Annotated in this window: 17 protein-coding genes; 5 read left to right on the top strand and 12 right to left on the bottom strand. The window is 71.9% G+C overall.

All coding sequences use genetic code 11. The features are described from left to right. The first annotated feature begins 42 nt into the window (after positions 1–42). Both ABTZ99_RS02280 and ABTZ99_RS02275 read left to right on the top strand, forming a co-directional pair. Complete coding sequence (locus tag ABTZ99_RS02280) at positions 43–438, top strand: hypothetical protein (RefSeq protein ID WP_498782940.1); 396 nt, start codon at positions 43–45, stop codon at positions 436–438. After that, positions 435–1,535 carry a winged helix DNA-binding domain-containing protein gene (locus tag ABTZ99_RS02275; protein ID WP_499607484.1) on the top strand — a complete coding sequence of 367 codons (1,101 nt, stop codon included), beginning with the start codon at positions 435–437 and terminating at the stop codon, positions 1,533–1,535. The genes ABTZ99_RS02280 and ABTZ99_RS02275 overlap by 4 nt, the downstream gene beginning before the upstream one ends. 168 nt (positions 1,536–1,703) lie before the next feature. On the opposite strand, the gene ABTZ99_RS02270 is transcribed toward ABTZ99_RS02275, so the two are convergent. After that, complete coding sequence (locus tag ABTZ99_RS02270; RefSeq protein ID WP_498782936.1) at positions 1,704–1,958, bottom strand: hypothetical protein; 255 nt, start codon at positions 1,956–1,958, stop codon at positions 1,704–1,706. Between the two features lie 108 nt (positions 1,959–2,066). Here ABTZ99_RS02270 and ABTZ99_RS02265 point away from each other — a divergent pair, with 108 nt between their 5' ends. Beyond that, complete coding sequence (locus ABTZ99_RS02265) at positions 2,067–3,245, top strand: GNAT family N-acetyltransferase (protein WP_499607482.1); 1,179 nt, start codon at positions 2,067–2,069, stop codon at positions 3,243–3,245. A gap of 38 nt (positions 3,246–3,283) precedes the next feature. Beyond that, positions 3,284–4,315, top strand: coding sequence for a LacI family DNA-binding transcriptional regulator (locus tag ABTZ99_RS02260; RefSeq protein ID WP_498785829.1), 1,032 nt, complete (start codon positions 3,284–3,286; stop codon positions 4,313–4,315). Between the two features lie 97 nt (positions 4,316–4,412). Here ABTZ99_RS02260 and ABTZ99_RS02255 read toward each other — a convergent pair whose 3' ends face one another. The 11 genes from ABTZ99_RS02255 to ABTZ99_RS02205 all read right to left on the bottom strand — a co-directional run bounded on the left by ABTZ99_RS02255 (position 4,413) and on the right by ABTZ99_RS02205 (position 20,735). Next, a complete protein-coding gene (locus tag ABTZ99_RS02255; RefSeq protein WP_499607479.1) occupies positions 4,413–5,831 on the bottom strand; it encodes a GH1 family beta-glucosidase in 1,419 nt (472 codons plus the stop codon). Between the two features lie 8 nt (positions 5,832–5,839). Further along, positions 5,840–6,673 carry a carbohydrate ABC transporter permease gene (locus ABTZ99_RS02250; protein ID WP_498785825.1) on the bottom strand — a complete coding sequence of 278 codons (834 nt, stop codon included), beginning with the start codon at positions 6,671–6,673 and terminating at the stop codon, positions 5,840–5,842. A gap of 5 nt (positions 6,674–6,678) precedes the next feature. Beyond that, positions 6,679–7,593 (bottom strand): carbohydrate ABC transporter permease, encoded by a 915-nt coding sequence (locus tag ABTZ99_RS02245; RefSeq protein ID WP_498785833.1) that lies wholly within the window; start codon positions 7,591–7,593, stop codon positions 6,679–6,681. 65 nt (positions 7,594–7,658) lie between these two features. Continuing rightward, the gene (locus ABTZ99_RS02240; protein ID WP_499607475.1) at positions 7,659–8,942 is read right to left on the bottom strand and encodes an extracellular solute-binding protein; all 1,284 of its coding nucleotides are present in this window, start codon (positions 8,940–8,942) and stop codon (positions 7,659–7,661) included. A 366-nt stretch (positions 8,943–9,308) separates the two neighbouring features. Continuing rightward, positions 9,309–9,989 (bottom strand): hypothetical protein, encoded by a 681-nt coding sequence (locus ABTZ99_RS02235; RefSeq protein WP_499607473.1) that lies wholly within the window; start codon positions 9,987–9,989, stop codon positions 9,309–9,311. Then, positions 9,986–11,401, bottom strand: coding sequence for a hypothetical protein (locus ABTZ99_RS02230; protein WP_499607471.1), 1,416 nt, complete (start codon positions 11,399–11,401; stop codon positions 9,986–9,988). Before ABTZ99_RS02230 ends, ABTZ99_RS02235 begins: the two co-directional genes overlap by 4 nt. Before the next feature lie 216 nt (positions 11,402–11,617). Next, the gene (locus ABTZ99_RS02225; RefSeq protein WP_499607468.1) at positions 11,618–14,155 is read right to left on the bottom strand and encodes an ABC transporter permease; all 2,538 of its coding nucleotides are present in this window, start codon (positions 14,153–14,155) and stop codon (positions 11,618–11,620) included. Beyond that, positions 14,148–14,900, bottom strand: a complete 753-nt coding sequence (locus ABTZ99_RS02220) for an ABC transporter ATP-binding protein (protein WP_498785817.1) — start codon at positions 14,898–14,900, stop codon at positions 14,148–14,150. The genes ABTZ99_RS02225 and ABTZ99_RS02220 overlap by 8 nt, the downstream gene beginning before the upstream one ends. An 89-nt stretch (positions 14,901–14,989) precedes the next feature. Next, a complete protein-coding gene (locus tag ABTZ99_RS02215) occupies positions 14,990–18,025 on the bottom strand; it encodes a helix-turn-helix transcriptional regulator (protein ID WP_499607465.1) in 3,036 nt (1,011 codons plus the stop codon). 11 nt (positions 18,026–18,036) lie between these two features. Continuing rightward, positions 18,037–18,225, bottom strand: coding sequence for a hypothetical protein (locus ABTZ99_RS02210; RefSeq protein ID WP_498785813.1), 189 nt, complete (start codon positions 18,223–18,225; stop codon positions 18,037–18,039). A 182-nt stretch (positions 18,226–18,407) separates the two neighbouring features. After that, complete coding sequence (locus ABTZ99_RS02205; RefSeq protein ID WP_499607462.1) at positions 18,408–20,735, bottom strand: chitinase C-terminal domain-containing protein; 2,328 nt, start codon at positions 20,733–20,735, stop codon at positions 18,408–18,410. Positions 20,736–21,010: 275 nt separating this feature from the next. Between ABTZ99_RS02205 and ABTZ99_RS02200 the strand changes: the two genes are divergently transcribed. Continuing rightward, positions 21,011–21,679 carry a hypothetical protein gene (locus ABTZ99_RS02200; protein ID WP_498785809.1) on the top strand — a complete coding sequence of 223 codons (669 nt, stop codon included), beginning with the start codon at positions 21,011–21,013 and terminating at the stop codon, positions 21,677–21,679. Positions 21,680–21,682 lie beyond the last annotated feature (3 nt).

Below are 21,682 nucleotides of genomic sequence, written 5' to 3'. Positions count from 1 at the left end.
GAAGTTCTGACGTCTGCCGTCCGGCGTTGTTAGGGTCGCCGGGTGGGTGAACGGGCCGGGTTGGCGATCGTGTGCGCGCTCATGGTGGGCTGCGCCGCGTTCGGCCCGTTCCCGCACCCGGTCCCGCTGCTGTTCCTGATCGCCGCGGTCGGGGCCGCCAACGCCGCGTTCCCGTTGATGCGCACGTTCGGGTCCGCGCTGCTCGGCGGGGTCGCGGCGGCGAGCATCGGCCTGGCCTCCGTGCCGTACGTGACCTGCTCCTCGGAGAAGTTCACGGACGTGTTCACCTGCACGGGTGACTCACCGACCTGGCACATGACCGGCGCGGTGCTCGTGGCGGGGCTGGCCGGCGCGGGCCTCGTGCTGGCCCGCGTGCTCGGCACGGCGGTGCTGGAACGCAGGCTCTCGGCCGGGCCGAACCGGGGTGAGCGCCGGTGAGCGTGACGTGGCGGCAGGTCGCGGCCTGGCGCACCCGCAGGCACCACCTCGACGCCCGACGACCGGCCGACGAGGCCGCGGCGGTGGTCTCGCGGCTGTGCGGGCTGCACGCCCAGCTCATGTCCTCGGCCGAGGCGACGTTGCGCGCACGCGTCGACGGGCTCGCGGACGACGCCGTCGAACGGGCGCTGTGGACCGACCGCGCGCTGGTCAAGACGTGGTCGATGCGCGGCACGCTGCACCTGCTGCCCGCCGCCGAGTACCCGCTGTGGCAGGCCGGGTTCGCCACCTACCGGCACTACCTGAAGCCGGTGTGGCTGCGGAACTTCCACATCACCGCCGAGGAGCTGACCACGCTGGTCGACGCGGTCGGCGAGGTGCTGGCCGACCGCGTGCTGACCCGCGCCGAGCTGGCCGACGAGGTCGCCGCGCGCACGTCCGCGCACATCGGCGAGAAGCTGCGGGAGAGCTGGGGCGCGTACCTCAAGCCCGCGTCGTTCCAGGGCAGGCTGGTGTTCGGGCCCGGCGAGGGCCAGTTCGTCCGGTTCACCGCCCCGCGCACGTGGCTCGGGGTCGACCTGGCGGCGCGGGAGGGCGCGGTCGAGGAGATCGCGCTGCGGTTCCTGGCCCAGCAGGGGCCCGCGACCAGGGAGGACTTCGCGCGCTGGTGGGGTGTCACGCCGGCCGACGGCGGGCGGGTGTTCAAGGCGCTCGGCGACCGGATCGAGCCCGTCGACGTCGAGGGCGCGGCCTTTTGGGCACGGGCGGAGGACGTCGAGAGCTTGCGCGAGGCGGAGCCGGTGCGGACGGTGCGGCTGCTGCCGGCGTTCGACCAGTACGTCGTCGCGGCGACACGCCACGCCACGCACCTTCTCGATGGTGGGACCCCCGAAAAGGTGTACCGACCGCAGGGATGGCTGTCACCGGTACTCATGGTGGACGGGATGCTGGCCGGCGTGTGGTCGCAGGAGCGCAAGGGCGGCCGGGTGGCCGTCACCCTCGAGCCGTTCCGCTCGTTGTCCGCTGCGGCGCGGAAAGCCGTGCTCAACGAGGTGGACCGGATGACCGGGCCGACCGAGGTGCACTGGGTCGGGTGAGGTCGGTCCGGCGGGCGGTACTGTTCAGCCGCTCACCGTTGCGCCACAAGTGCGTTCTGTTAGGAGGCTTGCTGTGCGGGTGCTGTGGGCCACGTGCGGCTTGGCCGTGGCGGCGTCGGCGCTGACCGGTGTCCTCATCGGGGTGTACCTCGACGGGGTGAACGACGATCAGCAGGCCGACACCCCCGCCTCGACGTGGATCACCGGTCGGCCGTCGACCAGCAGCGTCACCACGCCACCGAGCTCCGTCACCACGGACGCCATCTCGGCGGCGCCGAGTTCGACCACCGCGGTCCGGACCACCACGACGACGCCGCCACCGGCCGCGCCGCCGCCACCGCCGGACACCTCGACCGAGGCGCCGACGACGACCACCACGACCACCACGGTGAAGAACACCGAGTGGCCGTGCAGCCCGCTCAACCCGCTGCCGCCGCCGCACTGCCGGGACTGAGCGCGCGGGGGTCAGTCCTCACGTCGCCGAAACGCCCACGTCGCCCCACCGCAACGTGGGCCGTCCAGCCTGGTCGCATGGACACCACACCGAAGACCTGGCGACTGCGCGTCGAGCTGGACGACAGCCCGGGCGCCCTGGCCCGGGTGACCGTCCGGCTGGCGCACCAGGACTGCAACGTGCTGGCGCTGTCCGTGATCCCGGTGCCCGGCGGCGTGCTGGACGAGCTCGTGGTCCAGGCCGCGCCGGGCCTGCTGCCCGCGGACCTGGTGGACGCGGTGCGCGCCGAGGGCGGCCGGTGCGTCGGCATCACGGCCGCCGACCTGCGCGACCTGGTCGACGCGCCGACGGCCGCGCTGCGCGCCGCCGCCCTCGGGCTGCACGACCCCAACGCCATCGGTGAGGCCCTGCGCATCGTCATGGGCGCCGACTCGGTGGTCATCACCCCCGCCGACCCCGAGGCCACCTCCCCCACCCGACCCGACCACGACCGCGAGGTCGCGTCGGGCGTTCGCGCCTCACTTTCCGGCAATCACGTTTTTCGATTGCCGGAAAGTCAGGCGCGAACGCCCGACTTCGAGGCGACCTCGCCCGCCGTCTGCGGAGCAGCGGCAATCAAACGAGGCTGGGCGCCGTTCACGCAGGTCGAGCTGGCCCGCGGGCAGGCGTTGATCGACCTGCTGTCCGCCGCCGGCGCGGCCACGCCCCAGCCGACCGCGCTGCTGACCGACGACGGCATGGCGCTCGTGCTGCGGCCCGGTCGCGCGGGCGACGAGGAGGCGGTCGCCGAGCTGCACTCCCGCTGCTCGATGGGCACCCTGTTCCAGCGCTACCACTCGGGCATGCGGACCGTGCCGAGGCGGTGGCTGCACCGGCTGCTCAGCCCGCCGCGCGGCAGCACGGTGGTGGCGCAGTGCGCGGACCGGGTGGTCGCCATGGGCCAGCTCATCCCGATGTCCACGCCCGCCAGCGCCGAGGTGTCGTTGCTGGTCGAGGACGGGTGGCAGGGGCGCGGTGTGGGCACCGCGCTGCTCGGTTCGCTGGCCGGCGCGGCGCGGGCGGCCGGGCACCGGGAGCTGGTCGGCTGGTGCCTGCCCGCCGAGACGGGACTGGTCCGCACGGCGGCGCGCGCCGGGCTGCCGACCTCGGTGCGCCGCGAGGACGGGTTGCTGCGGGTGTCGATCGCCACCGACGGGCCGCGCGTCACCGGTCCGGGTCGTCTTGAGAGCGCTTCCCGGCAGGTCGCCTCCGGCTAAGCTGGGATTCGTAGGGCGATCGTCGAGGAGTGGTGCTCGTGTCGGTTCAATCGCACTCAGGCGCGCGGCCCACGTTGGAGGACGTGGCGGCCAAGGCCGGCGTCTCCCGTGCGACGGCGTCGCGGGTGCTCAACGCGTCGCCCAGGGTGAGCCCGGAGGCGCACGAGGCGGTCACGGCGGCGGTGATGGAGTTGGGCTACCAGCCGAACCAGGCCGCGCGGGCGCTCGTGACCAGGCGTTCCGGCGCGGTGGCGGTGGTGTTCTCCGAGCCCGAGCCGAAGATCTTCGACGACCCCCACTTCGCGTGGCTGATCCGCTCGGCGGCGCGGTCGCTGGCCGACGCGGACGTGCAGATGGTGCTCATGCTCGTGCACTCGCCGCAGGACCAGGCCCGCGCGGAGCGGTTCCTGGCGGGCGGGCACGTGGACGGCGCGTTGTTGTTCGTGCCGCACAAGGGCGACCAGCTGCCGGCGGTGGCGCGCAAGCTGCCGCTGCCGGTGGTGTACGCGGGTCGGCCGTGGGGCTCGCTGCGCGGGCTGCACACCGTCGACCACGACAACGAGGGCGGTGGCCTGCTCGCCACCGAGCACCTGATCTCGTTGGGGCGCAAGAAGATCGTCTCGGTGACGGGGCCGTTGGACGAGCACTCGGCGATGGACCGGCTGGCCGGGTGGCGCACGGCGGTCGGCGCGGACGACGAGACCACGGCGTTGATGACGGCGGACGGCGGCTTCTCCCGCGAGGGCGGCAAGAAGGCGATGGAGTCGCTGCTGGCCCGGGTCCCGGACCTGGACGCGGTGTTCGTGGCGTCGGACCACATGGCGGCGGGCGTGCTGGACGCGTTGCGCGAGGCGGGCAAGCGGGTGCCGCAGGACGTGGCCGTCGTGGGGTTCGACGACCACCCGATGATCGCGCCGCACACCACGCCGTCGTTGACCAGCGTGCGGCAGGACACCAGCGCGCAGGTCCGCCACATGGTGACCCACCTGCTGCGGCTGCTGCGCGGCGAGACGATCCGCGCGCGGCGCGAGGTCCTGCCCACGACCCTGGTCCGCCGCGAGTCCGCGTAGTTCGCGAGGTTCGGCCCAAGTCGCGCGGTGCGCGTGATCTGCGGCATGAGAGCCGGGCGGGGGCCGCCGCGGCGACATGCGGCCCCCGACCGACAGGTCACGGCAGGTCGTGGCCGGCGGCCGGGACGGCGTTGGCGCCGATCACCCCGGCCAGCGTCCTACCGCTCCGCTTCACCGTGCGCACCTGCGTGTCGTAGTCCACGTGCACGATGCCGAACCGCTGGCTGTACCCCTCCGCCCACTCGAAGTTGTCCAGCAGCGACCACGCGAAGTACCCGCGCACGTCGACGCCCGCCTCGATGGCCCGGTGCACCGCGCGCAGGTGGTCGACCAGGTACCGGGTCCGCTGCTCGTCCACCACCTCGCCGTCCTCGACCACGTCCGGGAACGCCGAGCCGTTCTCCGTGACGACCAGCGGCAGGCCGACGTCGCGCTGGAGGCGTTCCAGCAGCTCGGTGAGGCCGCTCGCGTCGACCTCCCAGCCCATCCCGGTCAGCTCGCCGCGCGGCGGCAGCAGCTCCACGCCCCGCAGGCCCGGGAACGGCCCCTCGGTCACCACGAGCGGGTCGGCCGCGGCGGCGACGCGGGTCGGGCTGTAGTAGTTCACGCCCATCCAGTCGATCGGCGAGGCGATCACGTCCAGGTCCCCGTCGCGCACCACGGCGGTCCAGTCGCCCAGCCACGCGGTGTCCTCGACGACGTCCCGGGGGTAGCCCCGGCCGCCCAGCGGGTCGAGGAACAGGCGGTTCTGCAGGCCGTCGACCTTGCGCGCCGCGTCCAGCTGCGAGTCGTCGTCGACGGCCAGCGCGCAGAAGTTCAGCACGATGGAGAGCTCGTGGTCGTCCGGCGCCTGGTCCCGCATCACCTGCACGGCCAGGCCGTGCCCGAGCAGGAGGTGGTGCGCGGCCTCCAGCGACGCCTTCGGGTCGACCACGCCGGGCGCGTGGACGCCGTTGGCGTAGCCGAGGAACGCCGAGCACCACGGCTCGTTCAGCGTGGTCCACTGCCGCACCCGGTCGCCCAGGTGCTCGTGCGCCAGCGCCGCGTACTCGGCGAACCGGTAGGCGGTGTCACGGTTGCGCCACCCGCCGTCCTCCTCCAACGCCTGCGGCAGGTCCCAGTGGTACAGCGTGACCACCGGCTCGATCCCGCGCCCCATCAGCTCGTCGACCAGCCGGTCGTAGAACGCCAGTCCCCTCGGCTCGACGCGGCCCGCGCCGACCGGCTGGATGCGCGGCCACGCCAGCGAGAACCGGTACGAGCCCAGGCCCAGCTCCGACATCAGCTCCACGTCGGACGGGTAGCGGTGGTAGTGGTCGCACGCCGGTTCGCCGGTGTGGCCGCCGAACACCGCGCCCGGCTTGGCCGCGAACGCGTCCCAGATGGAAGGACCACGACCGTCCACCGTCGTCGCACCCTCGATCTGGAAGGACGCCGTCGCCGCGCCCCACCGGAAGTCCGGTGGGAAGCGCAGCACGTCCCGCCGGACCCCGGTATCCGGGTCCGTTGTCGTCATCTCCGAGTTCACCCCTTCACAGCGCCCTGCATGATCCCGCCGACGATCTGCCGCGCCAGCAGGATGAAGATCCCCACCACCGGCAGCACCGCGAGCGACGCGCCGGACAGCATGAGCGAGTAGTCCGTGTAGTAACCGCTTGCCAGCGTCGACAATGCCACCTGGACCGTGGGGCTGTCGTTGGGATCCAGCACGATCAGCGGCCAGAAGAAGTCGTTCCACGCGGTCATGAACGTGAACATGCCCATCACGGCCGCCTGCGGCCGCACGGCCGGGAACGCCACGTGCCAGAACGTCTTCAGCACCGAGCAGCCGTCCACCCGCGCCGCCTCGATCAGCTCGTACGGCACGGACTCCTCGCACGCCTGCCGCATCCAGAACACCGAGAACGCGCCGATCAGCGCGGGCACGACCACCGCCTGCAGCGTGCCGTACCAGTCGAGGTCCGACATCAGCATGTAGAGCGGGATGACGCCCAGCTGCGTCGGCACCATCGACGTGCCGACCACGATCAGGAACAGCGAGTTGCCGCCCCGGAACCGCAAGCGGGCGAACGCGAACCCGGCCAGCGTGCCCAGCACGACGTTGCTGATCGCCACCGTGCCCGCCACGACCATCGAGTTCTGCATGGCGAGCCAGAAGTCGACGGTGTCGAACACCCTGGTCAGGTTGTCGATCAGGTTGCCGCCCGGCACCAAGGACGGCACCGCGTCGCCCAGCGCCGAGTTGTCCTTGCTGGCGATGAGGAACGAGTAGTACAGCGGGAACACCGACGCGAGCAGGACCACCACCAGCAACGCGTACGCGATCGGCCCCGAGCGGGTGAGTCGCTTCGTGGTCACCGGCCTCACCCCTTCGACGCGATGCGCCGCGCCACCGTGAAGTTGACGACCGCGACCACCAGGATCACCAGGAACAGCACCCACGCGATGGCCGAGGAGTAGCCCGCGTCGAACAACCGGAAGCCCTTCTCGTACAGGTACATCACCAAGGTCTGGAACTGCCGGTCGTCGCCGCCGGTGCCGGTGGCCGTGCCGCCCGGGTCGAACAGCTGCGGCTCCACGAACAGCTGCATGCCGCCGATGGTCGACACGATGACGGTGAACAGGATCGTGGGCCGGATGCTCGGCACGGTGATCGACCAGAACACCCTCCAGCGGGACGCGCCGTCCAGCATCGCGGACTCGTACATGTCCTTGGGCACCGACTGCATCGCGGCCAGGTAGATCAGCGCGTTGTAGCCGGTCCAGCGCCACACCACCATCGAGCTGATCGCCAAATGCGAGGCCCACGTCTGCGCGCGCCAGTCCACCGGGTCGATCCCGACGAAGCCGAGCAGGGCGTTGACGATGCCGAAGTCGCGGCCGAACAGCTGCGCGAACACCAGCGCCACCGCCGCCACCGAGATCACGTTCGGCAGCAGCACGCCCGCGCGCCAGAACGCCCGCCCGCGCAGGCCCCGGTCCAGCAGGGCGGCCAGGCCGAGCGCGGCGAACAGCTGCGGGATCGTGGAGAGCAGGAACAGGCTGACCGTGTTGCCCAGCGCGTTCCAGAAGTTCTTGTCCGACAGCAGTTCGGTGTAGTTGGCCAGGCCGGTGAAGCCCTGGTCGCCGTCGATGAGCTGCCACTCGTGCAGCGACACCCACGCGGTGTACAGCAGCGGGTAGAGGCCGAAGATGCCGAACACCACGAAGAACGGCGCGATGATGACGTACGGCGTGTACTTCGCGTCGAGCCGACCCAGCTTGTCCCGCCACGACAGGCGTTGCGCCGACGGCGGGACGGGACCGGAGCCCCGCCCCGCCGTCGCCCGTTCCGGTGCGACCGTCACTTGGCGGCGTCCCGCGCTTCCTGGACGGCCTGGTCGAAAGCGTCCGAAGTGGACTGCTTGCCGGTCTCCACGCGAGAGAGGGCGTTGCCGAAGACCGGGGTCACCTTGGAGTCCTTGGTGCCGCGGTAGGTGGGCTTGAGGCTCTCGGCGGAGTTGCCGAAGATCTGGCCGACGGGCGCGGAGTTGAAGTACTCGTTGGTCGTCGCGGTGACCTCGGGGTCCTTGTACGCGGCGGGCTCGCTGGGCAGGTTGCCGGTCTCCTTGAAGATCCGCTTCTGCTGCTCCGGCGCGGTCAGCCACTTGGCCAGCTCGTAGGCTTCCTCGGGGTGCTTGGTCTGCTTGGGCACGGCCAGGAACGAGCCGCCCCAGTTGCCGCCGCCACCGGGCGCCGCGGCCACGTCCCACTTGCCCGAGGCCTCGTCGCCGGCGCCCGCCTTGATCAGCGCGAGCGCCCAGGCCGGGCAGGTGGTGGTGGCGAAGGACGCCTGCTTGAGCGCGACGTTCCAGTCCTGGCTGAACGGGGCCAGCGCGCCGGTCTGCTTCTTCTCGCCGAGGCTCGCGGCGAGCGTGAAGGCCTGCTTCACCTTGTCGTTCCGGTCGCCGATGAACGAGTCGTCGGCCTTGGCGAAGTAGCCCTCCTCGGTCTGGTCGAGGATCGCCTTGTAGACGTTCTGCGCGGTGTCGACGAACTTCTTGTCCGGCAGCTTCCGGGTGAAGGTGTCCGCGACCTCCAGGTACTTCTCCCAGGTCGGCCACAGCGCGCCGACCTGCTCGCGGTCGGTCGGCAGGCCGGCCGCCTCGAACAGGTCACGCCGGTAGCACAGGGCGAGGCTGCCCATGTCGGTGCCGAGGCCGAGCACGAAGTTCCCGCCGTCGGTGGTGCCCTGGTTCCACTTCCAGGCGGCCCACTGGCTCTCCAGCTCCTTGGCGCCGTGGTCCGCGAGGTTGACGAACTTGTCCTTGGACTGGCGGAACTGGGTGATGTTGCCTTCCTCGATCGCCACGATGTCGGCGGCGCCCCGACCACCCGCGAGCTGCGTGGCGAGCTGCGTGTGGTGCTGCTCCATCTTGACCGTGCGCTGCTCGATCTCGACGTTCGGGTGCGACGCCTGGTACTCCTTGATCAGGTTGGTGTAGCCGAAGTCGGAGAAGACCCCGATCGACAGCTTGATCTTGCCGTCGCCCGCGTCACCTCCCCCGCCACCACAGGCCGCCACCAGCGTGGCCGCCAGTGCCACCGCGGTGATCGACGTCGCCCGACCGGCCAGAGTCCTGCTCATCCGTCCTCCTCGACGCACTCGCCGGGTACGACCCGACGCCGTGAGAGCGCTCTCATGAGAGCGCTCTCACACTTGTGAGTCCCGGTCCCCGCTGTCAACCCGGGAAGGACCGGTCGACACCGTTCCGCAACAATCTGAAGCGCTCTCGTGCGGCGATCGTGACGGTCGCGCACGTTCCGTGAGCCCGGCGGCGGCAATGGCGAAGCCGGGTGGCCCGGCCCTCGCCCGGGCCACCCGGCACCCTGTTAGAGGCGTTTCGCGGCCGGATGTGACGCGCGCTCGCGAGAATTCCTGTGACCCGCGTCGCACGGCGGCGGGCCGTCATCGCCTCGACCCGTCATCCAGCCGAGGCGGCGTGCCGGACCACTACCCGCGGCACCACCGGTGGCGTTCGCACAGCTCGGCGAGGTAGTTCCGGGTGGCTGCCGCCGCGGGCTCGTCAGGGGCGCGAGGATCCCGGATCGGGGTGTCCTCCTCCGTGAGCTCATGTGCGACCAAGGCGTTGTCGACGCGGGCCACCACGTGGGTGTAGTGCCCGAACGCGTGGTCGCCGGGCAGGCCGGCCGGGTTGTGGAAGACCTTGATGAACGCCTCATCGGCTCCCAGGTCGTCGCGGGGGTGGCGATCCGTCTGAGCCCCGGTCCGGCAGCGGTCGATCGCCGCGTGGAGCTCGGTGAACGCGCGGTGGGCCGTTCCGGCGTCGGGGTACACGCCCAGCTGCCAGGCCTGCGTGGTGTCGGCGATCTTCGTCGCGGTGCGGAACGCCGTGCGGAGCGCGTCGGTGTCCATGGAAGCGCGATGCGCGTCGTCCGCGTCCAGCGGGCAGGTCCTCGCCGGGATCCACTCGGCGTAGAAGCCGTTGTCGACGATGACTCCGACGCCCTCGATCGGCAGGAGGAGGTCGGCGGGCACGCTCGGCGGGCCGGAACTCGCGGTGGGCGCGCCGGGGGTCTCCACGAGGCCGGACGGGGCCGGAGGGCCTTGGACGCCGCAGGCGGTCAGGCAGAGGGCGGCGCCCGCCGCGAGGAACACCCCGGCCCGGATCATTCCCGCACCCAGGCCCGCGTCGTCGCGTCCTGCGTGTACCGCGGCACGGTGTCGCCCGCGATGAAGCGGAACGCGGTGCCACCGTCGTCCACCCGGCTGGTGCCGCGTCGACCGTGCACGACCCAGTCCACCTCCACCGCGAACCGGCAGTCGCACGGTTGCGCCCGGACGAGGTGCAGGTCGAAGACCTCGGGGTCGTGAGCCGAGATCTTGAACGGGAACGGCACCGCGGGACTGTCGTCCTCGCCGGGTTCGTCGCCGATCATCGGGATGGGCTTGACGACGGGGTAGGGCCGGTCGAGGTCGGCTTCGAAGTTGCGCGGCGTGACCGAACTGCCGCCGCAGTTCGGGGTCAGCAGGACACCGGTGGTGGGCGGCGGCGACACGGTCGACTCCACCAGTCGCATCCCCGTCAGCAGGACGTCTTCCTCGCCTTTGGCCTGGGCGGTGATGCGGATGGGCATCACTTCACGTCCCTCCGCCGAGTCGGCGAGTTCGTCGACGTCCGCGGTGACGAGCGCCTTGTCCGCCTGCGACGGGGAGTAGTAGAACGTCGCGCAGCCGTCGAACCCACCTTGGAACGCCACCGACGAGTCCGGTGCCGGCTGCGAGGTCTCAGGGATCACGACGTTGTTGCTGTTGGTGTTGTTGATCGTCACGTCACCGCCGTTCATCGCCGCGACGACAACTGCCGCGACCAGCAGGACCGCCACGCCGGTGGCGATCAGGACCTGCCACCGGGTGAGCGCCGGGGACTGGTGCGTGACCTGACCGATCGTCCCCGCCTGGATGACGTTCCCGACGACGTCCCTCGTCCGGTTGTCGGTGGAGCGGCCGTCCACGGGGTCCGGGAGGCGGGAGGTGTCGGGCAGCGCGACCCACGCGGTGACCCCGCCTCCGCCCACCCTCACCGGCACCGGTCGGAACGCCGCCGGGTCGAGCACCTCCGAGCGACGGACGACCTCGTCGAAGACCGGTTCGGACACGATGAGCGCGACCAGGCCCGAGGAGTCGGCGGGCGCCGTTCGTGGTGGTGTCGCGTCCAGGAGCCGGAACGCGGTGGTCACAGCGCCGGAGGTGATCGGGTCCTCGTCGAGGACGACCTCGCCGCTGTGCACGGCCACGCGCACCCGGACGGACCCGGTGCGGTCGTGCGCGCGCAGCGCCCGCGCCACCGCGTTCGGCACCACCTCGACCAGCGGCGCCTTGGGAACCTCCGGTGGAACGAGCACGAGCAGACCGCCACCGCGGTCCTCGTGACGACAGGCGTGCCAGGGCACACCGGCGGTCCGGAAGGCGCCGGCGACCACCTCACCGAGGTCTGCGGGAATGCCCGGTGGGCGAGCCGGGCCGCCGAAGCCCTCGACGTCGACCACGACGACCGTGCGGTCGACCGTCGTCCGCGAACTCATCGCCACCTCGAATCCACCCGGGGCGTGTTGGTGTATCCAGTTGTACCGGCCGGTTGACCGTGGTTGTGCGTCAGACGGCGCAAAAGGCACCCGGACGACGGCGAGCCTCACCCGACCGGCTGCCCCTCGTCCCGGCCACCGCCCTCGAATCACACCCTCGCACCGAGGACCCGGTGGCCCGCTCCTCCCCCGAAGAAGAGCGGGCCACCGGGTCTTTCACGCCTCGGCCATCCCCGCGACGACCGAGGTCCTGGCGGCACGCCGGGCGGGCAGCGCGGCGGCCACGACCGCGGCCACCACGGCGCCGGCCAGCATCACGCCGATCTGCCCGAACGGCACCACGAGGTCGACCGAGATGGTGTCGTTGGACAACGCGCCGGTGATCACCCAGCCGAACCCGATGCCGAGCAGCAGCCCGATCGCCGCGCCCATCAACGCCATCAGCACCGACTCGACCACCAGCATCAGCCGCAGCTGGCCGCGCGTCAGCCCCAGCGCCCGCAGCAACGCCGACTCGCGCGTGCGCTCCAGCACCGACAGCGTCAACGTGTTGGCGATGCCGAACAACGCGATCACCACGGCCAACCCGATCAACGCCCAGATGAACGCCAGCACCTGGTTGAGCTGCTGGTTCAGCTGTTCCTTGGTCTCCGCCGCGCTGTCCAGCACCGCCAGCGGCGAGGGGTCGGTGACCTTCTCGACCGCCGCGCGCCCGTTGGCCACGCCGCCCTTGAGCTTGACCAGGATGCTGTCGTAGCCCTCGGCGGCCTGCTCGAACCGCATCGACGTCTCGATCGTCATGATCCCGTCGGACAGCCGCTGGCCCTCGACCACCGCGACGACCTTGAGCTGCTGGGACGCGTCCCGGCCCGTCTCGACCGTCACCACCTGGCCGACCGACACGCCCTGCCGCTTGGCGTACTGCGCGTTCACCGCGACCGTGCCGTCGCCGAGGTCGTCGAGCGACCCGCTGGTCACCGTCGGCCGGAACAGGGTGCCGAGCGCGTCGCGCGGGATGCCGGTGAAGTACTCGCGCTCCCCGTAGACGACGGTGGTCGGCGCGACCTGCGCCACCTCCGGCACGGCGGCCAGCTGCTCGGCCAGCTCCTTGGGCAGCGGCCGGTCGTAGACCGCGGAGGTGACCGTGTAGTCGGCGGGCATCCGCTCGTCGATCTCGGCGTTCGCGGTCTCCTTGGCGCTGTTGGCGACCACGGTCACCAGCGACACGATCGTCACGCCGATCATCAACGCCGCGGTGGTCGCGGCGGTGCGCTTGGGGTTGCGGCCGGCGTTGGCCGACGCCAGCTTGGCCGGCACGCCGAGCAACGCCCGAGGCAGGGCGCCCAGCACCCGGTTGACCGGGCCGACCAGCAGCGGACCCAGCACGAGCACCGCGGCCAGCAACGCCATCGTGCCCGCGCCGCTGGTGAGCATGGCCGCTTCCTCGTCCTCCAGGCTCATGCCGAACACCACCGCGCCCACACCGATCACCCCGAACAGCACGGCGGTCAGCACGCGCACCACACCGGTGCGGGAGACCTCCTCGCCGCTGTCGGGCTGGCTGCGCAGCGCCGCCACCGGCGCGACCCTGGTCGCCTTGCGGGCGGGCAGCACGGCGGCGAGCACGGTCACCAGCGTGCCGACCGCGAACGCGGCGAGCACGGTCGTCACCGTCACGGGCAGCAGCACGGTGCCCTCGCCGCCGCTGAACGAGAACATCACCCGTTGCAGCAGGGCGGACACGCCGATGCCGCAGAACAGGCCGATCACCGACGCCGTCAGGCCCATCACCAGCGCCTCGGCCAGCACGCCCCGGAACACCTGGCCCCGACTGGCGCCCACGCAGCGCATCAGCGCCAGCTCACGGGTGCGCTGGGCCACCAGGATGGTGAACGTGTTGTAGATGACCATGGCCGCCACGACGAGCGCGATGATCGCGAACGCCAGGAGCAGCGTGGTGAACTCGCCCGACCGGGACTCGACCCGCTCCAGCGTCTCCTTCGTCAGCTCCTCGCCGCTCTGGACCTTGAACCCGGTGCTGCCGATGGCCTTGCGGACGTTGTCCACCACCTGCTGCTGCGTGAAGCCGGGCGCGGCGGTGGCGACCACCTGGTACGGCGGGCGTTCGGGCTCCAGCGCCTGGAACGCCTCCGGCGTCAGCCCGACGTGGTCGTAGCCCGCCAGCGACAGCTGGTTCGTGCCCTGCTGGTAGGTGCCGACGAGCGTGTACGTGTGCCGCACGTCCTCCTTGCCCAGCAACACGACCGGCTGCCCGATCGTCAGCTTGGCGGTGGTGGCGGTGCGCTTGTCGACCGCGATCTCGTCGGCCGCGGTCGGGTAGCGACCGTCGGCCAGGTCGAACTCGCGCAGCTTCTCGTTGCTCGCCAGCGGAACGGCCCACGCGGGCTTCGCCTTGCCGTTGGCGGCGACCAGCGGCACCTGCTGGAAGTCGCGCGGGTCGGCGCCCGCGACGCCGGGGGCCTGCCGGATCTTCGCGAGCGTCTCCGGGGAGATGCCCGGGACCTCGGTGGACGACTCGCCGGACGACGCGCTGCCGTCCACGGTCACCGAGACGTCGACGTTGCGCGCGTCCTTGGCGAACTCGTCGCGCATGCTCGCGTTCATGGCGTCGCCCAGCACCAGCGTGCCGGTCACGAAGGCGACGCCGAGGGCGATCGCCACCGAGGACAGCACGAGCCGCGCGGTGCGGGCCTTGAGGCCCGCGATGATCGTGCGCAGCATCCCCTCACGCACCCAGGTGCTTGAGGGCGGACAGCACGGAGTCGGCGGTCGGGTTGTCGATCTCGCCGGCGAGGTGGCCGTCGGCCATCAGCACCACGCGGTCGGCGTAGGAGGCGGCGACCGGGTCGTGCGTCACCATGATCACGGTCTGGCCGAGCTTGCGCACGGACATGCGCAGGAAGTCGAGCACCTCGGCGCCGGAGCGCGAGTCGAGGTTGCCGGTCGGCTCGTCGGCGAACACCACGTCGGGCCGGGCGACCAGGGCACGGGCGCAGGCCACGCGCTGCTGCTGGCCGCCGGACAGCTCGGTCGGCTTGTGCTTGAGCCGGTCGCGCAGGCCGAGCACGTCCACGATGGTGTCGAACCACTCGCGGTCGGGCTTGCGGCCCGCCAGTTCGAGGCCGAGCAGGATGTTGGCCTCGGCGGTGAGCGTGGGCAGCAGGTTGAACGCCTGGAACACGAACCCGACCCGGTCGCGGCGCAGCCGGGTCAGCTCCTTGTCACCCAGCGAGGTGATCTCGGTGCCGCCGATGTGCACGCTCCCGCCGTCGACGTTGTCCAGGCCCGCCAGGCAGTGCATCAGCGTGGACTTGCCGGACCCGGACGGCCCCATGATGGCGGTGAAGCGGCCCGCCGCGAACTCGACGCTGACACCGTCGAGCGCCCGCACGGCGGTGTCGCCCTTGCCGTAGACCTTCACCAGGTTCGCGGCGGCTACGGCGGTGCGGGTTCCGACATCGGACACCAGTGCGGACATGCTCCCTCAATTCCTCGGGTCTGGCTGACGTCGAGAAAGCTAGGGGGCACGCGGATCGGCAGGCGTCACCTCGGCGGCGGAACCGGAGGTCAGCCGGCGGGATGACGGGCACTAGTCCCGAGGTCTGACGGCTCCTGCCCGACGGGGTGTCCGGGCAGGTCGAGCAGGCCGCGGTCGAACGCGTTGGCCACCGCCTCGGCCCGTCGGCTCGCGCCGAGCTTGGACATGATCCGGCTCAGGTGGACGCTGACCGTCTTCTCCGAGATGTAGAGCTCCTCGCCGACCTGGCGGTTGGTGCGGCCGAGCGCCACCAGCTCCAGCACGGACCGCTCACGCGGCGTGAACGGGTCGACCCGGTCACGCGGGCCGACGTCGCGCAACGCCACCCTGGCCCGCCGCGCGACCAGGTCCAACGCCTCGCGCAACGGCGCCGCGCCCAGCTCGTCGGCCACCGCGCTCGCCAGCCGCAACTCCGCCGCGGCCTCGTCGCGCCGGTCCGCGCCCAGCAGCGCCTCGGCCAGCCGCCACCGGCACACGGCCTGCTCGAACACCGACCCGAAGCCGAAGCCGTCGACCGCGCGCCGCCACAGGTCCACCTCGCCCGCGCCGGTCAACCGCGACTCCTCGGCCGCGGCGCGCGCCAGCCACGCCCGCCCCTCGGGGCCGAGCTCGCCCGACCGGGGGCTGCCCATCTCGGCCGTCGCGCGGGCGTACTCGGCCAGCTCCCGGCCGGCCAGCACGGCCTGCTCCTCGGCCGCGTGGTCCTTGCGCCGCCGTGCCCGCGCGGCGATCTCCACGTGCCCCGCCACGCCCAGGGCGGCCAGCCGGATGCCGGCCAGCATCCACTCGCCCTCCTTGCGCGACCAGCTGATCGCGTCCGCGACCCGGTCCACGGCCAGCTCCGGCCGGCCGCGCCACAACGCCAGCTCCGCGCCCGTGCCGCCGGTGATCAGGGCGATCTGCAGGTCGCGGTGCCAGTCCGCGCGCAGCTCCCGGATCATCCGCTCGGCCTGCTCGAACTCGCCCCGGCTGACGGCCACGTGCGTGCCCGCCGCGGCCAGCCGCGCCGACACCGTGCTGGAGACCCGCAGGCCGGGCGGTTCGGCCGCGGTCGCCGCGCCGTCCCACTCGCCGCGGTAGTACCTGGTCAGCACCTGGAGGATGCGCAGCTCCAGGCCGAACGAGCTCCACGTGAGGCCGGTCGCCTTGGCCCGCGCCACGCCCTCGTCGAACACCCGCCCGGCCTCGGCCAGCTCGCCGAGGTCGTAGTGGTGCAGGCCGAGGAAGTACCGGGCGCGCAGCTCGGTGCTGACCGCGTCCGCCTGCATCGCGCACTCGACCGCGGCCGTCAGGTGCTCGTGCGCCCGCGACACCTGGCCCTCGGGCTCGTCGAGCAGGCCCAACGTGGTCAACGCGTCGGCCACGGCCGACTCCGCGCACACCGCGCGGCCGTCCGCCACCGCCATCTCGGCGCGCTCACGTGCCTCGACGTACTTGCGGTCGTGCCGCAGGCACGCCGCCCACACCGCCAGAACCCACGCTCGGGCCGGGCTCGCGGGCCGGTCCCGGACCAGCCGCCACGCCTCCTCCACCGCGTGGTACTTCTCCTCGTCGGTGCCGTCGAGCACCTGCAACGCCTGCGCGAAGCGCCGCCACATCACGGCGGCCTCTTCGGGGTCGGACTCGTCGATGACGGTGGTGCCGGTGCGGGCGAACGCGATGGCCCGCTCGGGCTGGCCCGCCGTGCCCGCCGCCCACGACGCGCTGCGCAGCAACGACAGCTCGGTCAGGCCCGGTGGCCGCTGGTCGGCGGGCACCGCGTGCCACAGCTTCAGCGCCTGCTCCAGGTGCCGCAGCGACTCGGCGGGCGCCCCGGCGGCCCGCGCCTCCTGCCCGGCGTCGACCGACGCCCGCAGCGCGCGGGGCAGGTCGTGGGACTCCAGGCTGTGGTGGGCCAGCGCGGCGGCGGCGCCGCGGTCGTCGGACGACGCCAGCCGGTCCGCGTAGGCGGAGTGCAGCCGCACGCGTTCACCGGGCAGCAGGTCGTGGTAGACGGCCTCGCGCAGCAGGGCGTGCCGGAACGTGTACACCTCGGCGCCGTCGACCACCAGCACGTGGTGCTGCACGGCCTCGCGCAGCACGCCGTCCAGGCCGACGTCGTCCATCCCGGCCACGTCGCGCAGCAGGCCGTGGCGCACGGACCGGCCACCGACCGACGCCACCCGGACCAGGCGCTGCGCGTCCGGGGAAAGGCCCTCGATGCGCGCCAGGAGCACCTCGGCCAGCGTCCACGGCACCTCGCGGTCACCGCAGCAGGCGACCGCGATCAGCTCCTCGGCGAAGAACGGGTTGCCGTCCGAGCGCTCGGCGACCTCGAGCACCACGTCGTCGGGCAGGTCGTCGGCCAGCGCGGCGACGAACGAGCGCGCGTCGATCGCGCTCAACGGGGTCAGGTCGAGCCGCTGCACGGCGGGCAGCCGCACCAGCTCGTTGAGCAGGGGTCGCAGCGGGTGGCTGCGGTGCAGGTCGTCGGACCGGTAGGTGCCGACGACGAGCAGCCGCTGCGCGCGCAACCGGGAGAACAGGAACGACAGCAGGTAGCGGGTGGAGGCGTCGGCCCAGTGCAGGTCTTCGAGCACCAGCAGCACGGGCCGCTCCTCGGCCAGCTCGCCGAGCAGGCCGTGCACCGCGTCGAACAGCTGGAGCTGGCCGACGTCCTGCTCGGGACGCCGCCCGACCAGGTGCGACGGCAGGCCGGACACCGACGTGCTGCCGTCGTGGCCCGCGGGCAGGGCGAGCTCCGGCAGCAGCAGGCCCAGCGCGGGCCGGGCCGCGACGTCGAGCAGACCGGCCTCCCGCACCTGCCCCAACGCCTCGGTGAAGGGCAGGTACGGCAGGCCGGTCTCGCCGACGTCGAGGCAGCGGCCGTTGAGCACGAGGGCGTCGCCCGCCGTCGCGGCCAGCTCGTCCACCAGCCGCGTCTTGCCGACGCCCGCGTCGCCGGCGAGGAGGATCGCACCCGCCTCGCCGCGCGCGGCGGCGTCGAGGGCGGCGCGCAGCCTGGTCATCTCCCGGCTACGCGCCACCAAGGGGATTCCGGAACCGATGCGTGCCACACCAGGCATGCTGTCACACCTCAGGCGGCGTCGCGGTGGCCATTTCCGGCGCCTGGCACGTCCGGGCCGGATTGGTGGCCGAGCCGCCGCCACCAGGACCGCCTGGCCGCGTGGGTCTGCCGGCCGACGCGGTAGTGCGCCGCGTCCGCGCGCAGGGCAGCCTGCCGGTAGTCGATCTCCGCCTTCAAGGACTCGGGCGTCCACTCCATGACTTGCTCCTCGTGTCGTTTCGCTTCTCTCTGGTGACACGAAGAGTCGTCCTGAGGCGGGGGTGCGGGCATCGGGCGTTCACGTGGGTTGCGGCGCTGGTCCCCTTACCCGCCGCCGTAAGGGGTGGCAGACGGCGGGTAAGGGATGCCTCAGCGGCACGTCAGGGCAGGTCGGACGCCCCTCAGCAGGCGCCTTGGTCGCGCCAGACGCCCCACTCGCCGGTCGTGCCCGGCTCCTCGCCCTGCGTCCACCACTTGGCCTGCCAGCGCTTGCCCCGGTGGGAGACCTCGTTGCCGCCGTTGTAGACCTTGGCGCGGTCCCACGCGGGCACGGTGCAGCTGGGCTGGTCGGTCGTGGTGGTGGTGGTGGTCGTGCTGCTGGTCGGGTCCGTGCCGCCGCCGCCACGCGGGTGGTCGGAGGCGATGGCGTAGGACCGGCCGTCGAACGTGAGCTTGACGTTCGACGGCGACGCGATCGGCAGCTGGTAGCTCAGCGCCACGTCCACCGACGCGCCGGGCGCGAGCGACTGCCAGGTGGGCAGCGTCAGCTCGACGTGCTGGAAGTCGCCCCTCAGGCCGCCGACGTTGCTGCCGGAGTGCCCCTTGGCGGTGACCCGCAGCCCGAAGCCGGACTGGTCGGCCATGCTGCCCGGCGCGCTGGTGCCGTAGTCGAACTCGATCTTCGTGCCGCCCGGCAGGGTGGTGGTCGAGCGGTTGGTCAGCTTCAGCTTGGGCGTGATCGGGTAGTTGCTGTCGCCGAGCGCGAACCCGGAGACGGTGGCGCTCACGTCCAGCACCTGGTTCGGCATGGTGCCGGCGGCCTTGCGCGCCCCGTACGGCGCCGCGCCGCGCAACCCTTCGTTGATCTTGGTGAGCAGGGTGTCGCCGACCGTGTACTGGCCCTTGGCGCTGTCGAAGCGGTAGTCGCCCGCCAGCTCCCAGATCATGATGCCGCCGATGCCCTTGTCCGCCACGTACTTCGCCTTGGCCGCGATGGACTGCTCGTCCTCAGTGGACAGGAAGACCTTCTTGTCCGCGTTCCACAGCCACGGCGAGGTGAGCGTGCTGTCGTAGAACCTGGTGTAGGAGCCGGAGACCCGGTCGGTCGGGTCGTTGGCCGGGTCCAGGCCGTGCTGCGCCAGGTAGTCCGGCGTGATCTCGTTCTCCAGGTTCTTGGCGTGCCACATGGGGTTCACGCCCGACGGCACCTCCGCGCCGCCCGCCGTGGAGTCGTGCCACAGGTTGTCGATGCCGACCGCGCCGTTGCCGCACGGGGTGGTCGAGCCGACGCTCGAACCCGTGCCGGGCGGGCACTTCGCCTGGTCCGGCAGCGCGGCGCGGCCCCACAACCCGTTCGTGCCGCCGGTGACGCCCTGCCAGCCGCGGCTGTAGAACGGGACGCCGATGTTGATCCGGCCGGCCTGCATCGCGCCGCGGTAGTAGTGGTAGGCCCAGTCGGTGTTCAGGTAGCCCATGCCCTCGTACTGCGGCGCGGTGTAGACGCCGCCGGCGGCCAGCTCGCCGTCCTTGCCGTCGTCGTAGAGCGCGGCGTTCGGGCCGACGAAGTGGTTCCACGACCCGTGCAGGTCGTAGCTCATCACGTTCAGGTAGTCGAGGTAGCGGGTGACCTGGTAGGCCTCCTGCCCGCGCAGCAGCCAGCCGGACGCGGGCACGGCGGCGGTGAGCAGGTAGTGCCTGCCGTCCTGCGCCGAGGCGCGGTCCAGCTTCTCCCGCAGCGTCTTCATGATCTTCTCGTAGCCCGCCCACAGCGTGCCGCGGTTGGCGTTGGAGATCCAGAAGTCGTCCGGGTTGCCCGCGTGGTTGTTCGACGTGGCGTACTCGTAGTCGATGTCGACGCCGTTGAACCCGTACTTGCGGATGAAGTCGACGGCCGAGTCGGCGAACGCGTCCACAGTGGACTGAGGCTGGGCGCCGAGCCGGTAGAACCCGCCGGAGGCGTTGCGCGTGCCGTCCGGGTTGAGGAAGCCGCCGGTCTCCGCCCAACCGCCGACCGAGATCAGCGTCTTCACGTTCGGGTGCTGCTTCTTGTACTTGTTGAGCAGGTTGAAGTGACCCTTGTACGGCAGCGACGGGTCGAGCTCGACGCCCGGCCAGGTCATGCCGGTGGAGGCGTTGTCCGGGCCGTCGGGGCCGACGGAGACCCGGTTCTGCGCGTCGACGTGCGCGAACGCGTAGTTGAGGTGCGTGACCTTGGTCCACGGGATGTCGGACGCCAGGTAGGCGGGCGTGCCGTTGCGGCCCGTGCGCCAACTGGTGAAGTAGCCGATGACGCGGCGGGAGTGGGCGGCACCCAACGACTCCCGGCCCTCGGTGTCGTAGACGGAGCAGTAGGGCACGGCGACGCCGGGGGTCTGGTAGAGGCCGTCGGGACGGCACTCCTCCCCCGCGGCGGCGGCGCTGGGCGGTGTCGGGGACACGACGGCGACGACGAGTCCGGCCACCGCGGCGAACAACGCCACGAGCGGCGACAACCTGGTTCTCTTGGGCACGACCGGCACACCTCCTGCACGAGGCGGCGGCCACGACGCAGCCACCGAACCGTAAATAGGTCTAGACCTCTCTGTCAATAGGTCCAGACCACCAACCGGAACCGTCGGACGACCACCCGCCGTGAGGTCCGCGCACCCCGGATCCCACTCCCGCCGGGTGACACCCTCTCGGAAGTGGGACGTTCCGCTTCCGGACCGGATTCGCGTGGGACGGTGGCCATCGCCCAGTCAAGCGCGGTGCGCACCTCGCCCGCCGTCACCGTCGGAGGACACCGATGCCCTTCCCGCTCACGCCGGACGCCCTCGACACCTGCATGAAGGACGTGTTCGACTACCAGTACCCGGACTTCGCCGCCGCCAACAACCTCGTCGGCGGCGGCGGTTACGAGAACTGGGCGCTCGTGAACTTCCTGCGCTACCTGAAGTACCGCTACGGGGACTTCGACTACCGGCGTGAGTTCCCCGCGCAGCGGACAGGGGGGACGCAGGTGCGGGTGGACCTCGCGTTCAACGCCAACTCGGTCACGCCCGCCACGCCGCTCATCCTGACCGAGTGGAAGTGCAACCCGGACCTCAACGCCCTGGCGACCGGCTGCACCCAGGACGTCCAGAAGTTCGTCGACGTCCTCGGCTTCTACGGCTCGCGGAAGTTCTACCCGCTCCCGCTGGTCTTCGGCATCGGGCCGGACGGACCACCCGTCGCCAACGGCTTCACCAAGTTCGGCTTCGGCAGTGGCTTGGCCCTCTACGCGTCCAGCCCGGCCACCTGGAGCGCCCTCGGCCTCCTCGGCTACACCTGGTACGAGCACCAGCCGCTCCCCGAGCCCGTCGCCCAGGACGGCGCCCCACCCGCCCCGGTGCTGATCGCGAACCACCCGAGCCGACCGCGGCCACCGCTGCCCCGTCGCGCGGAAGCGGAAGCGGACCTGGCCGAGCCGGTCTGAGCG

This window comes from Actinosynnema sp. NPDC002837 (assembly GCF_040295345.1).
In the GTDB taxonomy this organism is placed as follows: domain Bacteria; phylum Actinomycetota; class Actinomycetes; order Mycobacteriales; family Pseudonocardiaceae; genus Actinosynnema.
This window is presented reverse-complemented; position numbering and strand designations above follow the sequence as displayed.